The sequence below is a fragment of the Pseudomonas sp. AP19 genome (genome assembly GCF_001728855.1).
In the GTDB taxonomy this organism is placed as follows: domain Bacteria; phylum Pseudomonadota; class Gammaproteobacteria; order Pseudomonadales; family Pseudomonadaceae; genus Aquipseudomonas; species Aquipseudomonas fluorescens.
In genome coordinates, this window is the sequence record NZ_LXJP01000003.1 from 272763 (window position 1) to 292293 (window position 19531).

The 19531-nt window shown below is 59.9% G+C and carries 14 protein-coding genes; 12 read left to right on the top strand and 2 right to left on the bottom strand.

The features are described 5' to 3' along the window. Positions 1-280: 280 nt before the first annotated feature. Positions 281-910 carry a hypothetical protein gene (locus tag A7D21_RS05070; protein WP_069551181.1) on the top strand — a complete coding sequence of 210 codons (630 nt, stop codon included), beginning with the start codon at positions 281-283 and terminating at the stop codon, positions 908-910. A 45-nt stretch (positions 911-955) separates the two neighbouring features. Here the strand turns inward: A7D21_RS05070 and A7D21_RS05075 are convergent, their stop codons facing one another. Next, a complete protein-coding gene (locus tag A7D21_RS05075; RefSeq protein WP_053258713.1) occupies positions 956-1870 on the bottom strand; it encodes a LysR substrate-binding domain-containing protein in 915 nt (304 codons plus the stop codon). A gap of 182 nt (positions 1871-2052) precedes the next feature. Here A7D21_RS05075 and aspA point away from each other — a divergent pair, with 182 nt between their 5' ends. The 7 genes from aspA (at position 2053) to A7D21_RS05110 (ending at position 14535) form a co-directional block, all read left to right on the top strand. Continuing rightward, complete coding sequence (gene aspA / locus A7D21_RS05080) at positions 2053-3477, top strand: aspartate ammonia-lyase (protein WP_053258714.1); 1425 nt, start codon at positions 2053-2055, stop codon at positions 3475-3477. 391 nt (positions 3478-3868) lie between these two features. Then, entirely contained in the window at positions 3869-5320 is a 1452-nt protein-coding gene (locus A7D21_RS05085) for a sodium:alanine symporter family protein (protein WP_069551182.1), read from the top strand. An 86-nt stretch (positions 5321-5406) separates the two neighbouring features. Further along, positions 5407-6384, top strand: coding sequence for an asparaginase (locus tag A7D21_RS05090; RefSeq protein WP_069551183.1), 978 nt, complete (start codon positions 5407-5409; stop codon positions 6382-6384). A gap of 50 nt (positions 6385-6434) precedes the next feature. After that, positions 6435-7427: an AraC family transcriptional regulator gene (locus A7D21_RS05095; protein ID WP_053258717.1), complete on the top strand. Its 993-nt coding sequence runs from the start codon at positions 6435-6437 to the stop codon at positions 7425-7427. A 153-nt stretch (positions 7428-7580) separates the two neighbouring features. Continuing rightward, on the top strand, positions 7581-8615 hold the full coding sequence (locus A7D21_RS05100) for a histone deacetylase family protein (protein WP_053258718.1): 1035 nt from the start codon (positions 7581-7583) through the stop codon (positions 8613-8615). Next, the gene (locus A7D21_RS05105) at positions 8612-9703 is read left to right on the top strand and encodes a polyamine ABC transporter substrate-binding protein (RefSeq protein ID WP_069551184.1); all 1092 of its coding nucleotides are present in this window, start codon (positions 8612-8614) and stop codon (positions 9701-9703) included. Before A7D21_RS05100 ends, A7D21_RS05105 begins: the two co-directional genes overlap by 4 nt. A gap of 236 nt (positions 9704-9939) precedes the next feature. Continuing rightward, positions 9940-14535, top strand: a complete 4596-nt coding sequence (locus tag A7D21_RS05110) for a dermonecrotic toxin domain-containing protein (protein ID WP_069551185.1) — start codon at positions 9940-9942, stop codon at positions 14533-14535. 7 nt (positions 14536-14542) lie between these two features. On the opposite strand, the gene A7D21_RS05115 is transcribed toward A7D21_RS05110, so the two are convergent. Further along, positions 14543-16081, bottom strand: coding sequence for a PLP-dependent aminotransferase family protein (locus A7D21_RS05115; protein WP_069551186.1), 1539 nt, complete (start codon positions 16079-16081; stop codon positions 14543-14545). Between the two features lie 86 nt (positions 16082-16167). Here A7D21_RS05115 and A7D21_RS05120 point away from each other — a divergent pair, with 86 nt between their 5' ends. From A7D21_RS05120 to A7D21_RS05135, 4 genes are all read left to right on the top strand, one after another. After that, positions 16168-16806 carry an FMN-binding negative transcriptional regulator gene (locus A7D21_RS05120; RefSeq protein WP_069551187.1) on the top strand — a complete coding sequence of 213 codons (639 nt, stop codon included), beginning with the start codon at positions 16168-16170 and terminating at the stop codon, positions 16804-16806. Next, positions 16803-17249, top strand: a complete 447-nt coding sequence (locus A7D21_RS05125) for a GNAT family N-acetyltransferase (protein WP_069551188.1) — start codon at positions 16803-16805, stop codon at positions 17247-17249. Before A7D21_RS05120 ends, A7D21_RS05125 begins: the two co-directional genes overlap by 4 nt. 18 nt (positions 17250-17267) lie before the next feature. Beyond that, the gene (locus A7D21_RS05130; RefSeq protein ID WP_069551189.1) at positions 17268-17939 is read left to right on the top strand and encodes a GNAT family N-acetyltransferase; all 672 of its coding nucleotides are present in this window, start codon (positions 17268-17270) and stop codon (positions 17937-17939) included. A gap of 266 nt (positions 17940-18205) precedes the next feature. Then, positions 18206-19498 carry an autotransporter domain-containing protein gene (locus A7D21_RS05135; RefSeq protein ID WP_069551190.1) on the top strand — a complete coding sequence of 431 codons (1293 nt, stop codon included), beginning with the start codon at positions 18206-18208 and terminating at the stop codon, positions 19496-19498. Positions 19499-19531 lie beyond the last annotated feature (33 nt).

Below are 19531 nucleotides of genomic sequence, written 5' to 3' on the forward strand. Positions count from 1 at the left end.
GGTTAGACCGGCCGAAGGCCGCGCAGTATACCGTAATAATCCAGATAAACAGCCCCTTGGAAGACCGCCCGTCACAGGCCTGACCAATCGCACAAACTGACTTAAAAGTCAGGCCGGCGCTGACGACGCTCCGAATGTGCTCGAAAGATCGAACAGCGTTCTTGAGCAACAATTTGTAGGAAATAAACACTTGAACACACATGTTAACAAGTAAGCGTTTTACATGCCCGGCGTGATTGATTTATTAAATAAGCCTTTGAGTCGATAGAGAGCGCTAGTCATGCAATCCATTCACAGATCACCCTTTGACTTCTGGCAAGTTGCAAAAGTTAACAGCCCTGTACTTGCCAGCACTGAAAAAAAACCTGTTGAAATACAAGTTATTTTGCATGAGAGCATCAGGCTTACTCAGTCGCAGGAAGACCGAATGCAAAAAAACTTCAACCTGATCCAGTCTGAATTTAAAAAATATGCTGGGCGCGAGGTCAAGTTCAACGTCGATCATTACTCACATCTGCGTGGCTTCAGCAAAGGCGGCGACAAGCTCAGCGACCTGAACTCACAGGTCGACTATTTGAAGCGCCAACAGAAGCAACACGCTACCGACAACTCGGAAGAACTCAAAAAATACTTGTTTATAACGCCAAAAAGTGAAGACGGTCACCCTGGATCAGGCGCTCCGGGCTTGGACGCCGGCATTGCTGCATTGAATGACGACAGGGGAATTGCCCACGCCGTAGGGCTTATGTTCGGCGCCAAACCAAGCGACGCCGAAGTTAACTATCATTTCCCTTGGTGGTATGAAACTGTCATGAACGATAGTAGTGTTTCAACAATGCACGCAAACGATTACCGCTTCAGCGATAAGAACCGAACAAACATCCGCACCTATCTAAGCAAGTTCAGCTGACACACCAGATGTACATCAGACGTCGGCGTCGGCGACTTCACCTGCTCATCCAGAAGTCGCCCCCGCAGCACCACCTTCAAGTTTACGCCACAACAACCGCACGTTCGCCTTGCGCACCAACGCGCAGCGATACAGACGAATCTCCAGCGGCACATGCCATTGCGGGCCGCCGCACACCACCAGTTCACCGCGCGCCAGTTCGGCCCGCACGCTCAGTTGCGGCACCCAGGCAATGCCGAGGCCTTCCAGCGCCATGCTCTTGAGGCTATCGGCCATGGCGGTTTCGTACACCGTGGTAAAACGCAGTGCGCGCTGGCGCAGCAACAGGTTCACCGAGCGCCCGAGAAATGCGCCGGCGCTGTAGGCCAGCAGCGGCACACTGCCCTCGCCTTCCAGGTCGAACAACGGCTTGCCCTCGGCATCGGCGGCGCACACCGGGAGCATTTCGGTATTGCCCAGGTGCAGCGACGGGAAGATCTCCGGATCCATCTGCATGGCGGCATCCGGGTCGTAGAACGCCAGCATCAAATCGCAGCCGCCCTCACGCAGGGCGTGCACGGCGTCACCGACGTTGGTGGCGACCAGTCGCGTGGCGATGTTCAGGCCTTCGTTGCGCAGTTGCGCGATCCAGCGTGGAAAGAAGCCCAATGCCAGGGAATGCGCCGCCGCCACTTGCATGACTTCGCCCTGCCCGCCTTCCAGGTGATGCAAATGGCGCAGCACTTCGCCGAGTTGCTCGACCACCGTGCGCGCAGTCACCAGGAACAACTGCCCCGCCGCCGTTAATTCGACTGGCGTGCGCGAGCGGTTGACCAAGGTCAAGCCCAGCGCAGCTTCCAGGCTGCGAATACGACGGCTGAACGCCGGCTGGGTAACAAAGCGTCGCTCTGCCGCCTGGGAAAAGCTGCGGGTGGCCGCCAAGGCGCTGAAGTCTTCCAGCCATTTGCTCTCAAGGTTCATCACTTCCTCCCACGGGTATGCACCATTTTGGCACACACGCCCGCCATGATAGCTGGGTCACACCTTCATTATGCCGTTTGTGCATAGGCCAGTGTTTAACAGCATTGGCCCAAAAACTCCCACAAGCCTAGCATTCACAGCGTTCCGGCCTGTTCCGGGTCCATATCGAGATGATTTCCGTCATGTCCTCCGCTGCATCATTCCGCACAGAAAAAGACCTGCTTGGCGTACTTGAAGTACCTGCTCAAGCGTACTACGGCATCCAGACCCTGCGAGCGGTGAATAACTTCCGCCTCTCGGGCGTTCCGATTTCGCATTACCCGAAATTGGTGGTCGGCCTGGCAATGGTCAAGCAAGCAGCCGCTGACGCCAACCGCGAGTTGGGCCAGCTCAGCGAAGCCAAGCACGCTGCCATCAGCGAAGCCTGTGCCCGCCTGATCCGCGGCGATTTCCACGAAGAATTCGTGGTGGACATGATTCAAGGCGGCGCCGGCACTTCAACCAACATGAATGCCAACGAAGTCATCGCCAACATCGCGTTGGAGGCCATGGGCCACAACAAGGGCGAATATCAGTACCTGCACCCTAACAACGACGTGAACATGGCGCAGTCGACCAACGACGCCTACCCGACCGCGATCCGCTTGGGTCTGCTGCTGGGCCATGATGCACTGCTGGCCAGCCTCGACAGCCTGATCCAGGCGTTCGCCGCCAAGGGCGTCGAGTTCAGCCACGTGCTGAAAATGGGCCGCACCCAATTGCAAGACGCCGTGCCGATGACCCTCGGCCAGGAATTCCGCGCCTTCGCCACCACCCTCGGTGAAGACCTGGCCCGCCTGAAAACCCTCGCGCCTGAGCTGTTGACCGAAGTGAACCTGGGCGGCACCGCGATCGGCACCGGCATCAACGCCGACCCGCGCTACCAGGCCCTGGCCGTGCAGCGCCTGGCCCTGATCAGCGGCCAGCCGCTGGTACCGGCTGCCGACTTGATCGAAGCCACCTCCGACATGGGCGCCTTCGTGCTGTTCTCCGGCATGCTCAAGCGTACCGCAGTGAAACTGTCGAAGATCTGCAACGACCTGCGCCTGTTGTCCAGCGGCCCACGCACCGGCATCAACGAGATCAACCTGCCGGCACGCCAGCCAGGCAGCTCGATCATGCCCGGCAAGGTCAACCCGGTGATCCCGGAAGCTGTTAACCAGGTGGCGTTCCAAGTCATCGGTAACGACCTGGCCCTGACCATGGCGGCCGAAGGCGGCCAACTGCAGTTGAACGTGATGGAGCCGCTGATCGCGTTCAAGATCTTCGACTCGATCCGCCTGCTGCAACGCGCCATGGACATGCTGCGCGAGCACTGCATCGTCGGCATCACCGCCAACGAAGCACGCTGCCGCGAGCTGGTGGAGCACTCCATCGGCCTGGTCACCGCGCTGAACCCGTACATCGGCTATGAAAACGCCACCCGCATTGCGCGCATCGCCCTTGAAAGCGGTCGCGGTGTGCTGGAACTGGTGCGCGAAGAAGGCTTGCTCGACGACGCCATGCTCGACGACATCCTGCGCCCCGAAAACATGATTGCCCCACGTTTGGTCCCGCTGAAGGCCTAACGTTTGTTGCACTGCTCACCAGGATGAGGGACTAGACACCTCTCACCTTTTGAGGGCCTGAAGGCTCGTTCTTCAGGCCCTTTTTTTTGCCTCAAGGTTGTGAAATGACGCCCATAAAAAATCCAATAACGCCCTACAAACCCTCCTTGCCTGCAATAGCTTGGCTGAAACCTTTAATCGCCCCGTGCAGACGGATCACGCTCGCCTAGGTATAGTGCCGCCCCTCTTCGCGTCTGCGGCCGTCGGTAACGAGGCCCGGATACAACGCGAAAGCGCATGAATAACAACACCCGCAAAAGGATTGGGGCGAAGCGTCGTGCACTGCCTGGTGCCGAGCGACGCGTCGGACCGTCCTGCGTTTGCCATTAGAAAAATCAGCGAGGAACACTCCATGCTCGAAGTCATCAACGACTTCCTCTCAGGGAAAGTACTGATCGTGCTCATTGTCGGGCTCGGCGGTTATTTCACGATCCGCTCGCGTTTCGTTCAATTGCGTCACTTTTTCCACATGTTCTCGGTGTTTAAAGACAGCCTGAAGAGCAGCGCCGGCCAACTCAGCTCGTTCCAGGCGCTGATGCTCAGCCTGGCCGGCCGCGTCGGTGCCGGTAACATCGCCGGTGTCGGCATTGCCGTCACCCTGGGTGGCCCGGGTGCCGTGTTCTGGATGTGGGTCACCGCGCTGGTGGGCATGTCTTCGAGCTTCATCGAATGCTCCCTCGGCCAGCTGTATAAGCGCACCGACGCTGAAGGCACCTACCGTGGTGGCCCGGCCTACTACATCCAGCACGGCCTGCATAAGCGCTGGCTGGGTATGGTCATGGCGTTCCTGTTGCTGGTGACCTTCGGTTTCGCCTTCAACGGCCTGCAAGCCCACGCCGTGACCCACTCGCTGAACAATGCTTTTGGCCTCGACACCACCTACACCGGCCTCGCGCTGGCGGTATTGCTGGGCCTGGTGTTCATCGGCGGGATCAAGCGTATCGCCTCGATCGCCGACCTGCTGGTGCCGGTCAAGACCCTGGTCTACATCGCCGTGACCCTCTACGTGATCGTGCTGCAATTCGACCACGTGCCGGCCATGCTCGCGACCATCGTCAAGAGCGCTTTCGGTCTCGACCAAGCCTTCGGTGGCCTGGTGGGCAGCGCAATCATCATGGGTGTGAAACGCGGCGTGTTCGCCAACGAAGCCGGTTTGGGCAGTGCGCCTAACGTGGCCGCCGTGGCCTCGGTCGAACACCCGATCGCACAAGGCGTGGTACAGGCATTCAGCGTGTTCCTCGATACCTTCGTGATCTGCACCTGCACCGCGTTGCTGATCCTGCTCTCCGGTTTCTACACCCCAGGCTTTGAAGGCGACGGCATTGCCCTGACCCAGAACTCCCTGGCAGCCGTGGTCGGCGACTGGGGCCGCATGTTCATCTCGGTGGCCCTGGCGTTGTTCGTGTTCACCTCGATCATGTACAACTACTACCTCGGCGAGAGCAACCTGCGCTTCCTGGTCGGCAACAACCGCAAGGTGCTGATGGGCTACCGTGCGCTGGTGCTGGTGCTGATTTTCTGGGGTTCCATCGAGAACCTGAGCACCGTGTTCGCCTTCGCCGACATCACCATGACCCTGCTGGCGTTCGTCAACCTGTTCGCCCTGGCGTTCCTGTTCAAGATCGCCATGCGCATCCTGAATGACTACGATGGCCAGCGTGCGGCAGGCATCAAGACGCCAGTGTTCGATTCCAGCAAGTTCCCTGACCTGGACCTGGACCGCAAAGCGTGGCCGGCAAACCCGGCGACGCCTGAGCCTGGCGCTCAAGCATCGGCTGAACTGAACGCTCAAGCGCAACGCTGAGCGTAGAAAGCCTAGATAGATGACACGCCGCCCGGCCTTGGGCATGCTCTGGGCCCGGCGGCGTTTTTCGTTCAGGAGAATTCTCGATGTCCAAAGCTAACAACATCATGGTGCTCTACACCGGCGGTACCATCGGCATGCAGGCCAGCGCCAACGGCCTGGCCCCGGCTTCCGGTTTCGAAGCACGTATGCGCGAACAGCTTGCCGACCTGCCAGTGCCTGCCTGGCGCTTCCGGGAAATGGCGCCGCTGATCGACAGCGCCAACATGACCCCCGCCTACTGGCAGCGCCTGCGCACCGCTGTGATTGAAGCCGTGGACAACGGCTGCGACGCCGTGCTGATCCTGCACGGCACCGACACCCTGGCCTACAGCGCGGCGGCGATGAGTTTCCAACTGCTCGGCCTGCCGGTGCCGGTTGTGTTCACCGGTTCCATGCTGCCTGCCGGCGTGCCCGACAGCGATGCCTGGGAAAACGTCAGCGGCGCCCTGCTGGCATTGGGCGAAGGCCTTGCACCAGGTGTGCAGCTGTACTTCCACGGCGCACTGATGGCACCGACCCGATGCGCGAAGATTCGCAGCTTTGGTCGCCATCCATTTGCCGCCTTGCAGCGCAATGGCGGCGTAGCCAAGGCCGATGCACTGCCGCCCGCCCTGGATTACCGCCAACCCAAAGCGCTGGCCAACGTCGGCGTGCTGCCGCTGGTGCCGGGTATCGCCGCCGCGCAACTGGACGCACTGATCGACAGCGGCATTCAGGCGTTGGTGCTGGAATGCTTCGGCAGCGGCACCGGGCCGAGCGATAACCCGGCGTTCCTCGCCAGCCTCAAGCGCGCGCAGGCCCTGGGCGTGGTCGTGGTGGCGATCACCCAATGCCATGAAGGTGGCGTGGAACTCGACGTCTACGAGGCCGGCAGCCGTCTGCGCGGTGTGGGCGTGCTGTCCGGTGGCGGCATGACCCGCGAAGCGGTATTCGGCAAGCTGCAGGTGCTGCTGGGTGCCGGGCTGGCGACAAACGAGGTACGCCGCCTGGTGGAACTGGACCTGTGCGGCGAACTGAGCTGACCGGCATGTAACTTGCTCCACTTCCAGCCATCCCCTGGCTGGAAGTTCCCATGCTGCACTCCCACCTCACCACCCTCAATGCCGTTTCCCTGGTGCTCAGCACGTTCAAGGCCGAAGGCTTGCCCTTTGAAGCGCTGCTCGCCGGCAGTGGCATCTGTGCGGCGGACTTGAGCCGCGCCGATACGCGCATCACCACCAATCAGGAAATGCGCGTATGCGCCAACGCCGTGGCCCTGCGCCGGGATGTGGGCCTGGAGTTGGGCCGCCGGATGCATGTCTCGGCCTACGGCATGCTCGGTTACGCCTTGCTCACCAGTGCCACCTTCGGTGACGCTTTGCGCCTGGCGTTGCGTTATCCGGCGCTGCTGGGAACACTTTTCGAGCTCAGCCTTGAAGAAGACGCTGAGCGTATCTGGTTCACCGCCAGCGACTACCGGGAAACCCCGAGCCTTGCGATGTTCAACGTTGAACTGTGCCTGGCGTCGCTGAAGGTCATCTGCGACGACTTGCTCGGCCAACCACTGCCGCTGCTCGCCGCGCGCTTTGAGCACAGCGCACCGGATTATCAGGCGCGCTACGGCGAGTGCTTTGCCTGCTCGCTGCAGTTTGAAACCACCACCAACGCGTTTGCCTTCGACAAACGCTGGTTGGACCACCCTTTGCCTCTGGCCGACGCGATCACTCACCAGGCCATGGCCGAGCGTTGCCGCAAACAGAACCTGGAATTCACCGGTCGCCAGGCCTGGCTTGGCAGAATCCGCCAACTGCTTGCCAACCAACTCAGCGCGGCGCCCGGGATTGAAGGCCTGGCCGAACAGATGAACTGCTCGGCCCGTACCCTGCGTCGACACCTGCATGATCTGGGCTGCAGCTACCAGGAGCTGCTCGACGAGTTGCGCTTTGAGCGAGCCAAGCAATGGCTGGCCGACGATGAACTGCCCATCTACCGGATCGCCGAGCAACTCGGCTTCAGCGAAACCGCCAGTTTTCGGCATGCCTTCGTGCGCTGGAGCGGCGTGGCGCCCAGCCAGTTCCGGCCCTGATGCCAGTTGAAGGCGCATGGCCGCGCCATTTCGGGGCCAATTGAGGACAGACAATTTGGCCAGATTTATCCCCTTTTGGCCGCTCCTGCCGTTCTCTTAAAACCCGCCCGCCGCAAGACTGCATCCACCGATACAGCCTGCGGAGAACAATAAATGCTGACGATCTACTCGGACGATCACCACCTGCATCACGGCCGTTGCGAATTGATGGACGGGCGACTGATGCCCTGCTTCGAAATGCCATCGCGCGCCGACCATGTGTTGCAACGGGTCAAGGACCGCGACCTGGGCCCGGTTCAGGCGCCGCAGGACTTTGGCCTGGCACCACTGCAACGCATTCACAGCCGCGACTACCTCGACTTCTTCAAGGGTGCCTGGGCGCGCTGGACCGAGTTCGGCCAGGACGGCGACTTGCTGCCCTACACCTGGCCTGCCCGCACCCTGCGCCGGGTACTGCCTGCCAGCCTGCACGGCCAACTGGGTTATTACAGTTTTGACGGTGGCGCACCGATTACCGCCGGCACGTGGCAAGCCGCCTACAGCGCCGCGCAAGTCGCCCTGACGGCGCAGCAGGCAATCGCACAAGGTGCAAACGCCGCCTTTGCCCTGTGTCGCCCGCCGGGGCATCACGCCGCCAGCGATTTGATGGGCGGGTATTGCTACCTCAACAACGCGGCCATTGCCGCTCAGGCATTCCTCGACCAAGGCCACAAAAAGGTCGCGATTCTCGACGTGGATTACCACCACGGCAACGGCACGCAGTCGATTTTTTATGCCCGCAGTGACGTGCTCTTCACCTCGATCCATGGGCACCCGGAAGCGGAGTTTCCGTTTTTCCTGGGGTATGCCGACGAACGGGGAGAAGACGCCGGCGCAGGCTTCAATTTCAACTACCCATTGCCGGCAGGTTCCGGCTGGGATCGCTGGAGCGCAGCACTCGAAGAAGCCTGCACCGAGATTGCGCGCTATGGCGCCGACATCATCGTCGTTTCCCTGGGTGTGGATACGTTCAAAGACGACCCGATTTCGCAATTCAAACTCGACAGCCCGGACTACCTGGCGATGGGCGCACGCATCGCCCGCTTGGGCAAACCCACGCTGTTTGTGATGGAAGGCGGCTACGCCGTGGAAGAAATCGGCATCAACGCCGTCAACGTGCTCGAAGGTTTTGAGGAGTCCGCCCAATGAACATGCTCAAGTCACTCGTCCTCTGCGCAGCCGTTCTTGGCGGCGCGGCCCACGCCGAAGAGAAACCCCTCAAGGTCTACAACTGGTTCGACTACATCACCCCCAAGGCGCTCGAAGACTTCAAGGCACAGCACCCGCAGGTCAAGCTGGTGTACGACATCTTCGACACCAACGAAGCCCTTGAGGCCAAGTTGCTCACCGGCAACTCGGGCTATGACGTGGTGGTGCCGTCCAACGTGTTCCTGGCCAAGCAGATCGAAGCCGGCGTGTTCCAGACGCTGGACCGAAGCCAGTTGCCCAACTGGAACCACCTCGACCCCAAGCTGATGAAGCTGATCGAAGCCAACGACCCCGGCAATAAATTCGCCGTGCCCTACATGTACGGCACCATCCTGATCGGCTTCAACCCGGCCAAGGTCAAAGCGGTGTTGGGCGACAATGCGCCGGTGGACAGTTGGGACCTGATCTTCAAGGAAGAGAACATCAGCAAACTCAAACAATGCGGGGTCGCCCTGTTGGATTCGCCCTCGGAAATTCTGCCGCTGGCCTTGCAACACCTGGGCCTGGACCCCAACAGCAGCAACCCCAAGGATTACGTCAAAGCGGAGGCGCTGTTGATGAAAATCCGCCCCTACATCACCTACTTTCACTCGTCCAAATACATGGCCGATATCGCCAACGGCGACATTTGTGTGGCCGTGGGTTATTCCGGTAGCTTTTCCCAGGCCGCCAACCGCGCCAAAGAGGCCAAAAATGGCGTGACCGTGGACATGCGCCTGCCCAAAGAAGGCGCGCCGATCTGGTTCGACATGCTCGCCATCCCCAAGGGCGCGCAAAACCCGCAGGACGCCTACACCTTCATCAACTACCTGCTGCAACCTCAGGTAATTGCGCCGATCAGTGATTTTGTCGGCTACCCCAACCCGAACAAGGACGCTACCGAGCAGGTCGACCCGGCGATTCGCAATAATCCCAACCTGTACCCGACCGAGGCGGCGATGGCCACGCTTTACACGCTCAAGCCCCTGGACAGCAAAGTCGAGCGCGCCAGGACAAGGGCCTGGACCAAGATCAAATCCGGGATGTGAGGCGGCGCCAGGCGCGGGTATAGCGGTAGGCTCAGGTAAGACCGCCTACTTGGCTGGCCGAGCCTGGCCTTCCAGCAACAGTTGGTCACCTACGGGCACCAGAACAACGACAGCGGCCCTCATTGTTTGGCGTAACGGCTGCACCTCGACGTATCTACCGCTCCAGCCGCAACGCCGCTCGCTACCTTGCCCATTCCTGAAGCCCGCCCGGGCCATCGAATGCAAAGGAGCAGCACATGCCCAATGACATCGCTGATAACCACCGCCCACCCAGTACCTATGAACTGCTCACCCAATTGACCACCGGCCCTACCACCCGGGAAGTCGCCGCCGCCACACTACATTCGACACTCAAAGAGTTGTACCCCTCGCTGAATATCGACCCCGATCTGGCCGTGGTGGTCAGCCCTCAATGGGAGGTGGTCGGTAACGCCGTCGAGCGTGCACCGGCCATTATCGAATCGCTCGCCTCGGTGCTGGCTCATCAGGCATTGTCCGGCGACAGAGTGACCTACATCGACGGCCAACACTTCCTCACATTGCAACCGAACACTGCGGCGCCTGTACACCTCGCGGTGAAAATCGATGCCATCGCACGTCTGATCAACGAGTTATCCGATCTGCTGTTCACCGCCTTCCAGGAACAGCAGCTGGACTTCTGGAACGGGTCCAACGGTGCCACCGGCTCCCGCTGGCAGTCCCTTTCCCACTCTCTGAGAAAGGTGTGGAACGTCAGCGAAGAGCAAGACCTGGGTGAACACGAATGTGCCATGGCTCGCACGGTTTTCCAGGAACCCGACCGGGCCAAGCGTTCACTGAAAGACCCTTACAAAAGCCATGCTTACATGGTTGATATAGATACTCTTCAGGACGGCCAGTCCACCCACACCAGCTTCCTGGACATCACCGTATTGGTAGGTGAGCACGAGAAGCGCCAGATAGTACTGACGCACTCGCTGGTGAGCGGATATGAGGTGTTCGAGTCCCTGGCCCAGTTCGGCGACTCGCTGGCTGCCCGGCTGCCTGCGCCCGAGCGAGACACCACCTTACAATGGCGCTTGTATGAGCCCGACGGCAACTTCTTCGATACGCTGGCCTGCACTCTGGTCTCGCTGCAAATCCAGGTCATTGGGAGTTTCGGTGGGTCCGGGTCAGGTGCTCCCCCCGTCGCCCAGATCGCGCCCAGCATCGAAGAAATGAGCGATCACCAACTGTCGAGTATCCGCGAGATTCACCAACAACTTCCAGATTGGCTGGCCTCGGCGACGGACTACGATACCGCCGCCTACAGCCGCTACCTGATCGACCTGGCCCACCTGCACACCCGTTACCAAGGCGAAACGTTCCAGGGCGATATTCCTCCCATTCGTGACTATGCCCGGGCACAGTTGCACAGCCGTATCCGCGCGCCTGAAAAGGACGTGAGCCTGAACCTGGACAAAATCGAGATTGTTATCCAAAGCCCGGTTCTGTGGGGCACGTTTATCGTACCGGGAGCTGTGGACACCACCCGCCGCAGCCTGATCGACCTGGCCCTGGAAAACCTCACGGGCCTGCCCACCGGCAATGCGACGGTGCACTACAACGGCGAGGAGAACGGCGTACCGGCCTGGCTGACTTACGACTACCTGAAAGGCGTGATCGAAGACATCAATATAGGCCAGTACTACCCCGCCCTGATCAAACAAAAGTTACTCGACGACCCGCTGCAATCCAGCCACCGACAGCAGCTCTACACCAGTCACCTGCAGATACAACTGCCGTTGCTGGCTCTGCAAATGAAAATCCGCAACCAGGGCGGCATTGATGAACTCGGTTACCGCTACATCGCTGCCGTGATGCGCACCGATGGACATGAGCGCCACGTAGATGGGCAACCCATCGTCATCCGTCGCCTGGCCTTCATACCCACCTTGCGCCCCGGCCATGAGCAAGACGTGGTTGCCAATATGTTCGTGATCGGCCCAAGGCAATCCGACGCCGGCCCCTGCATGCTTTATCGGCCCATGCTTGAACCAACCCTGGTGCAATTTGCGTCGCGGCAAAACCTGTTGTACGCCATCAAACATGACCGGTCCTTGCGCGAGTCGGTGTTGGCATGGCTACCCGAAGCACAAAGGTTCAATTACGCCCAGTACGTTTTTCCCGATACCCTGCCCTCCCCCTGGACCGTGGTGCGCGTGCTGGTCGAACCGCTTACCGTGCTGTACATGAGCGGCCCGGTGATGCTGACCGATGAAGAGATGGGGAGCGACACGTTGGCGACGCTGTTCAAGGCCAATGCCAATGCCATGGTCGAGTTGGCGACACGCCAGTCAGTGTCCAACGTGCAGAAACGTTGGGCGACCTTTCGACAGGCCGGCTGGCAAATATTCAATGCCGCGCTGCCCTTTATGGGGCGAACCCTCGGAATCGCCGCCTGGATCTGGCAAATCATGGATGATTTGCAAGACGCCGCGCAGGCCGTGAGCAAGGATGACCAGCCCGCGTCCTGGGCAGCGTTGGTGGATGTATTCCTCAACCTGGGTATGGCGCTGATCCTGCACACGGCTCTGCGCCACCCTCGCCCGCAGGAGCAACTCGATGGCCTCAAGATCAATACTGAATCGGAGCCAACGACAATCGAAGCGGCGCGTAAACCGGCAGTTGCCGAGAAAAAATATACTGCTGTGCAACAAGCAAATATCCCCGACGGCCAACTTCCCGCCAAGCATCAAGGCGACGTGCATACCAGCGGGGCCTTGAGTAATAGCCACCAGAGCCTGGCCAAGGCACTCGACAGTTTCAATGTCACCAAACCCAATAAGCTTGGCGAACAAAACAAAACCCCCGGTCGCCACCTAAATCTCTATCCGCTTGCAGACAAATGGTATGCACCGGTTGGCAAGCGCTGGTTCGAGGTGATCGTGGATGACAACGACAGTGTCATCACCATCGACCCGAAGGCACCGTTGCGTACCGGCCCGCCGCTGATCAGCAACCTGGCGGGCCAATGGTTTGTCGATGTCCGTTTGCGACTACGAGGCGGAGGTCTTCGAAACCGTCGGCGAGCGGTCAAGATCAATCAGCCTGCGCGCATTACGGCACTCAGGACCCAGCTCAACACCTTCGACGCGGTCGCCGCCCGCAAACAACTGGACGTGCTTGAGTCAAGGCCCGCGCTGGACGCGGCCCCCGGCCCTTCCACCGACCTGCGGCGTACAGCGTTCATAGGTGAGGTCGACAGCCGGCTGGTGGCATACGATGAAGCGATCAGTCAGCTGAAGTCCTTGAGCATCATCGACGCCATGCCCGCCTATCAAAGCAACATGAGTGGTTACCTGAAGCAGCAAATACAACTGACTCAGATAGCCGTGGAACAACAATTGGTGAGCTATAGCGAGGCCTTAAAATCGTCGTTCTCAATCCTCGATGCCGAGGTAGACATTGACTATAAAAGCCAGGCGCGAAGCGCGCAAAATCTGTCCACCTTGAACCTGGCAATCATCAAGCGCCTGGAGTTCATCAACGACCGTTTCAGCGATCTCAAAGTGCTGGGAGATGACGGCGCAGCGGTCATTCACAAAACCATGGGCGAGTTGCCACCGCTCACCCTCGCTGAGCTCAAATCTCTGGAGATCGGCTTGGCTCGCTACTTGTGTATCGATGAAGAGCAAAGCCAGATCCCTGCCACGCTGCGAGAGCAGATGAACCAAAGCGTCGATACAGCCGAACTTAACGTCGAGAGTTTCAATGAAATCATGAAACGGGGTAACGGCACGCTGGATGAACGCATTGATGTGCTCAACAGCCTGGTTGAGCAATTTTCCAGCGCAGATCAACGCCTGCTGGACCTGCATGCCGACCACCCGCAGTTTCTGCTGAAACCCCGCCTGGAAAGCTTTCGACAGCAAATTAGCGACTTCAGCCAGCGGGCCACTCACGACCTGGCGCAACTGCTGCGCGAGAAAAAAGCCCTGGAACCCAAGCCCGGCGGCTCAAAGGCCCCACGTGCGCCACAGCGCAAAGTCATCAAGACACGCTACGACGGCATTTTGATAGCCCACCCCCATGAGTCCGACAGCACGCTGGCTGATGTCAGGGCGTCCGTGACGGGTAAGGTGCTCGCTACGTTTCATGAAAAAACCCCAGGCGTCTGGGTCAAACGGCAAAAGGTCACCCCGCCACCGCCAGCGCCTGCCGCTGTAGACCTGGATACCAGCATCAACACCGGGCAAACGCTTTTGGATAACGAGCACGCGGAAACCCACAAGTACCGGAATTTCTCGCGTAAACCCTGGCATTCGCCCCAGGACCTCCAAGATATGTTCGACGCCTACGCCAAAAAACTGGAGGACGCATCAAACGATATCGAGCAGGCGCTGACTCGGCGCAATCTCACCGAAAGCGATCATACTTCCGCCGCGTCGACCAAGCGCAACCTCAACGACGCAGCACAGCGGCTTTATCGCCTGGGCAGAAAAACCTACATCGACATGATCAAACAGCAACCGCCCACTGCCGCGCGGGTGGAGTGGCTGCATAGCCAAGGGCTGATAAGGATCGCTAAAACCTTCAGCCGCCGCGCCGTCAAAGGGCCTCCGAAGGGCTATCTGGATGAGTACGAAGTACGCGATAAAGAGACCAACACTGTGCTGTGGTACGCGCACTTTCACTACGCAACGAAAGGCGCCGCCCCTGAGAGATTCGAGAAGGCCCACCTCAAAACTCGTGAACAACAGCGGCTTGGTGGCTCTCGCCAACGCACCGGCCCCAGTGACTGGGAAATGATAGAAATCCACCGCAGCAGCATCGGTGATCAACTGGCCAAGTCGCTGTTCTTCAACAGCTGATCGCCTTTTATGCCTGCCACGCCTGGCGCAAACGTGCCAGCGCCTGTGCAATGGCCGCCTCTGGCACGGCGGCAAACCCCATCACCAGGCCTGCGCGCTGGTCCGATGATGGGCTTTTGCCAGCCAGCCAATAGCTACTCAAACCGTTGATCTCGACATTTACCGCATGGGCCTGTGCGAGCAACACCTGCTCGCGGGCCAGGCTGTCCACTCGCACTGTCAGGTGCAGCCCGGCCGCAACGCTGGGCAAGGCGCCGACGCCGGGTAACCCGTCCGGCCAACCGGCTAACAAAGCATTGCGCCGGCTCAGCGCAGCGCGGCGCATCCGGCGAATGTGGCGTTGGAAATGCCCGGCGGCCATGAATTCGGCCATCACCGCCTGGGTGCTGACTTCAGAATGGCGCATGTCCACGGCGCGACGCCGGGTGAATGCGTCCACCAGGCCCGCCGGCAATACCAGGTAGCCCAGGCGCAAGGCCGGGAACGCCACCTTGCCGAAGGTGCCGACGTACAGCACGCGGCCACTGCGATCCAACGCCGCCAACGGCGACAGAGGCGCGCCGCTGTAGCGGTACTCTCCGTCGTAGTCGTCTTCGATGATCCAGCCGCCCGTACGTTCAGCCCAGGCCAGCAGCTCCAGGCGCCGCGCCAGGCTCATCACAACACCCAACGGGTACTGGTGAGAAGGCGTGACATACGCCACACGGCAGTCATCCAGTGTGTTGAGCACCTGGCAATCAATCCCCTCGCCGTCCACCGGTACGCCCTGCAGTCGGCCACCCGCCAGGGCAAATGCATGCCCAGCCGCGCGGTAACCCGGATTTTCCACCGCGACCCCGTCTCCCGGCTCCACCAGCAACTGTGCACAAAGGCTGATTGCCTGTTGCGCACCACAGGTGATTACAATTTGCTCAGCCGAACACTGCATGCCCCGTGAGCTGCGCAGGTAAGCGGCGATCAAACCACGCAGACGGCTGTCACCGGCCGGGTCGCCATAGCAAAGCTGTTGCAGGTCCGGCTTGCGCCAAAACGCCCCATTCAGCTTGGCCCACACCTCAAACGGAAACAGATCAAAGGCCGGCACCCCCACGCGAAATGCCCGAGGTGGTCCCGCGGGAGGCAGGGAAAGGTGGTTGTTTTTTACTCGCGCCAAGCCCGCGCTGTGGATAACTTCATTGTCGAGATCTTCCGGCAAATCCGCCCATTTTGTGGATAAGGCTGTGGGTAAGCCTGTGGAAAACCCTGTGGATACTTTTGTGGATAGTTTTTTTGGCGTGGGCAACTGGGCCACATAAGTGCCATCACCCACCCGGCTCTCAATAAACCCCTCCGCATACAACTGATCGTAGGCGCGCACCACACTGTTGCGCGAGATTGAAAGTGCTGCCGCCAAGTCGCGGGTGGCGGGCAACCGCGTACCACTGACCAGCCGCCCGTCCAGCACTCGCTGGCGCAACGCGCCGTAGAGTTGGCGAGTCAGGCCCTGACGGCGATCCAGCTCAATGCCTGCGGGGTTGAATAACAACGGCGGCGAAACAGGCGGCATATTGGACCCATGAAATTGGTGCTAGATGGCTCTTACAACGAACCATTAGCCTGCCTAGGATGCAGGCATTCGCCAAGGAAAATTTCATGTACACACCACGCGCCTTTGCTCTCGAAGATTTGCCTGAACTGCAGCAACTGATCCAGCACACCCGCCTGGCGCAGTTGGTGACCTTGGGCGAACAAGGCTTGCAAGCCAGCCACTTGCCGCTGCTGCTCAACCCCGACGAAGGCCCGAATGGCACGCTCTACGGGCACCTCGCCAAGGCTAATCCGCAGTGGCGCGAGCTGCAAACTGGCAGCGAAGCCCTGGTGATCTTTGCCGGTGCCGAAGGCTATGTCAGCCCGGCGTTTTACCCGTCCAAGGCCGAGCACGGCAAAGTGGTGCCGACCTGGAATTACCTCGCTGTACATGCCTATGGCAAAGCCGAGGTGTTTACCGACGCTGAGCGCCTGCTGACGGTGGTCAGCGCCCTCACCGACCGTCACGAAGGCCGCCGCGCCCAGCCCTGGAAAGTCAGCGACGCCCCCGCCGACTACATCGACGGCATGCTCAAGGCCATCGTCGGCTTCGCCCTGCCGATCGAGCGCCTGCTCGGCAAGCGCAAACTCAGCCAGAACCGCAACCCGGCCGACATCGCAGGCGTACGCGAGGGCCTGGCTGCCAGCGTGGATGTGCGCGACCAGACCCTCGCCCGCTTTATTCCCCAAGGAGTTTCAGAATGAGCCAGATCGACATCCGCCAGGTGACTGCCGCCGACCACGGTGCCTGGTTACCGCTGTGGCAAGCGTATTTGAAGTTTTACAACACCGAACTGCCGGACGCCGTCAGCCAAAACACCTGGCAACGCCTGATCGACGCCAGCGAGCTGACTCATTCGGCCCTCGCCTGGCAGGACGGCAAGGCGGTGGGTATGGTCAACTTCATCTACCACCGTACCAACTGGAGCATCGAAAACGCCTGCTACTTGCAGGACTTGCTGGTGGACCCGGCGCAACGCGGTACCGGCGTGGGGCGTAAGCTCATCGAATTCGTCTACGCCACCGCCAAGCACGATGGCTGCTGCAAGGTTCATTGGCTGACTCACGAGACCAACGCCACGGCAATTCAATTGTATGAACGCATTGCCGAACGCCCCGGTTTCATTCAATTTCGCAAAGGTCTTTAAGTCTTTAAGGAGCGCAGCATGCCTATCTCACCCGCCGACTGGAAAGGCGTCCCCGCGCCCACGGTTCAGTTGCTTGAAGGGCGCTACATTCGCCTGGAAAAACTCGATCCGGCCCGCCATAGCGACAAACTGTTTGAAGCCCTGAATGGCCCCGGCGCCGACCCGAAGCTGTGGGACTATTTGCCCTACGGCCCGTTTACCGAACGCGGCGCGTTTGATACCTGGCTCAACAACCATGCCCAGCACAGCGACCCGTATTTCTTCAGCATCATCGACCGCGCCAGCGGCGACGTCCAAGGCATCCTCAGCCTGATGTCCATCGTCCCCGCCCAGGGCCGTATCGAAATCGGCCACGTCACCTTCGGCGCGCCGATGCAGCGCTCACCGAAAAGCACCGAGGCCGTGTACCTGCTGGCCAAGTACGCGTTTGAACAGGGCTACCGTCGCCTGGAATGGAAGTGCAACAACGGCAATGCACGCTCAAAATACGCGGCCGAGCGATTGGGGTTCAGCTTTGAAGGCGTGTTTCGCCAGCACATGGTGGTCAAGGGCCAGAACCGCGATACGGCGTGGTATTCGATCCTGGATTCTGAATGGCCAACCCTTGAGGCCGGGTTTGAGGCGTGGTTGTCCGAGGCGAACCAGAGCAGTTCCGGCCAGCTGAAGACACTGGCCGAGTGCCGAGCCTGATTCGCATTGACAACACAGCACCACACTTTAGATCTTCAGCGATTTCAAACGATGGGTTCAGCCGCCTTTGCCCACCTTGCAGCCCAACGCCTTCAAAGCATCACAGCCATCCGCAACAACAGATGCGCTGACGGGGCAAAGGCAGATGAGTTTTTAATCGCGCCGTACTAGAGAAAGCTCCCGCAAACCAAGGGGCGATGACCTGACAGTTATCACCCCGCTACCTCGCTAAATTCCCGGCCTCATTCATCAGAGGTCGGGATTACATGCTCCTTACACATCACAGATTTGCCCTGCTCATAGCCCTTACGATCAGTGCGGCCAGCCTGCAACCCGCGTATGCGCGAGGTGATATCGCTTCAACACCCTCCGTATTTGATCCCCTCCCCGCATTTAACGACGCGGGGTTTTACACCCCCGTAGAGCAAGCACCCTCCATCGACGGTTACCTCACTCGGCAGGCCACCACGCATAACGGTTTGCAGGTCGCCAAGGTCCTGGAACCCGCATTGAGTCGCCTGCTGGCGTCCGGTGAATTGTCCAGAGCACAGGTCAACGCACTGCAACGCTTCGGTGAAGATGTGGCTGGCCAGCCCGGAGGGACCGGCGCTGCGCTCGAACAATTGGCGGGCAGCCAAAATGCCAATCTGGCGGGTGCAACCCAGGCCGTCACGGGACAAATCAGCAGCCAGTTGCTCTCAACCCTGCGCACGCTGCCCACTGACGGCGATGGCCACTTCTGGGTGCAAGGCCTGGGCAACGACGGCAAGCTCGACAAGCGAGGCGGCAGCGACGGCCTCAAACATGACACCAAAGGCCTGATGCTGGGCGCCGATTGGGCGGTGGCCGACGCCTGGCGAGTCGGTGTGATGGGGGCAAAATCTTCCAGTGAGCTGAGCGCCCAACACTTTCGGGGTGAGCTCGACAGCTTGCACTTGGGCGGTTACGCGGTGCGCCAGGACGGCCCATTGGCTCTGCGCCTGGGGGCGATCTATAGCGATCACACCGGGAAAAACAAACGCAGCGTCAACCTGCTCAGCTACAAGGAACAGATAAGAGGCGATTACAGCGCCCAAAGCCAAACCGTATTTTCCGAGCTGGGCTACCAATTGGGCAGTGCGGACCTGCACGTGGAACCCTTTGCAGGCCTTGGCTATCAGCGTTATCACCGCAACAGCTTCAAGGAAAAGGCTGGCCTGAGCGCGTTGAATGTCGGCTCACAAACCCAGCAGAATCTGAGCAGCACCCTTGGCCTGCGGCTGGCCACCGTGTACCGATTCGACAACCGGATGAGCCTCACACCCCACGTGAGTGCCGGCTGGAAACGCCTCTACGGCGAAGTCGACAGCCAGGTGCGTCAATCCTATCGCTACGCGCCGGGCCTGATTGACGGCTTCAACATCACCGGCACATCACTGGACCGCAACAGCCTCGACGTGCAAGCCGGCCTGGACCTCGCCTTATCCAGCCAACACACCGTCGGCCTGGCCTATAACGCCCAAACCGGCAGCCGAAGCCAAAGCCAGGGCCTGATGGGGCAATGGAAGATGAGCTTTTAACTGCGCCGAGCAGTAAATTCCGGGCAAAAAAAA

Excerpts from the sequence above, each read along its gene's own strand:
- A7D21_RS05070 (WP_069551181.1), top strand. The coding sequence starts at position 281 with ATGCAATCCATTCACAGATCACCCTTTGACTTCTGGCAAGTTGCAAAA.
- A7D21_RS05075 (WP_053258713.1), bottom strand. The coding sequence starts at position 1,870 with ATGAACCTTGAGAGCAAATGGCTGGAAGACTTCAGCGCCTTGGCGGCC.
- aspA (WP_053258714.1), top strand. The coding sequence starts at position 2,053 with ATGTCCTCCGCTGCATCATTCCGCACAGAAAAAGACCTGCTTGGCGTA.
- A7D21_RS05085 (WP_069551182.1), top strand. The coding sequence starts at position 3,869 with ATGCTCGAAGTCATCAACGACTTCCTCTCAGGGAAAGTACTGATCGTG.
- A7D21_RS05090 (WP_069551183.1), top strand. The coding sequence starts at position 5,407 with ATGTCCAAAGCTAACAACATCATGGTGCTCTACACCGGCGGTACCATC.
- A7D21_RS05095 (WP_053258717.1), top strand. The coding sequence starts at position 6,435 with ATGCTGCACTCCCACCTCACCACCCTCAATGCCGTTTCCCTGGTGCTC.
- A7D21_RS05100 (WP_053258718.1), top strand. The coding sequence starts at position 7,581 with ATGCTGACGATCTACTCGGACGATCACCACCTGCATCACGGCCGTTGC.
- A7D21_RS05105 (WP_069551184.1), top strand. The coding sequence starts at position 8,612 with ATGAACATGCTCAAGTCACTCGTCCTCTGCGCAGCCGTTCTTGGCGGC.
- A7D21_RS05110 (WP_069551185.1), top strand. The coding sequence starts at position 9,940 with ATGCCCAATGACATCGCTGATAACCACCGCCCACCCAGTACCTATGAA.
- A7D21_RS05115 (WP_069551186.1), bottom strand. The coding sequence starts at position 16,081 with ATGCCGCCTGTTTCGCCGCCGTTGTTATTCAACCCCGCAGGCATTGAG.
- A7D21_RS05120 (WP_069551187.1), top strand. The coding sequence starts at position 16,168 with ATGTACACACCACGCGCCTTTGCTCTCGAAGATTTGCCTGAACTGCAG.
- A7D21_RS05125 (WP_069551188.1), top strand. The coding sequence starts at position 16,803 with ATGAGCCAGATCGACATCCGCCAGGTGACTGCCGCCGACCACGGTGCC.
- A7D21_RS05130 (WP_069551189.1), top strand. The coding sequence starts at position 17,268 with ATGCCTATCTCACCCGCCGACTGGAAAGGCGTCCCCGCGCCCACGGTT.
- A7D21_RS05135 (WP_069551190.1), top strand. The coding sequence starts at position 18,206 with ATGCTCCTTACACATCACAGATTTGCCCTGCTCATAGCCCTTACGATC.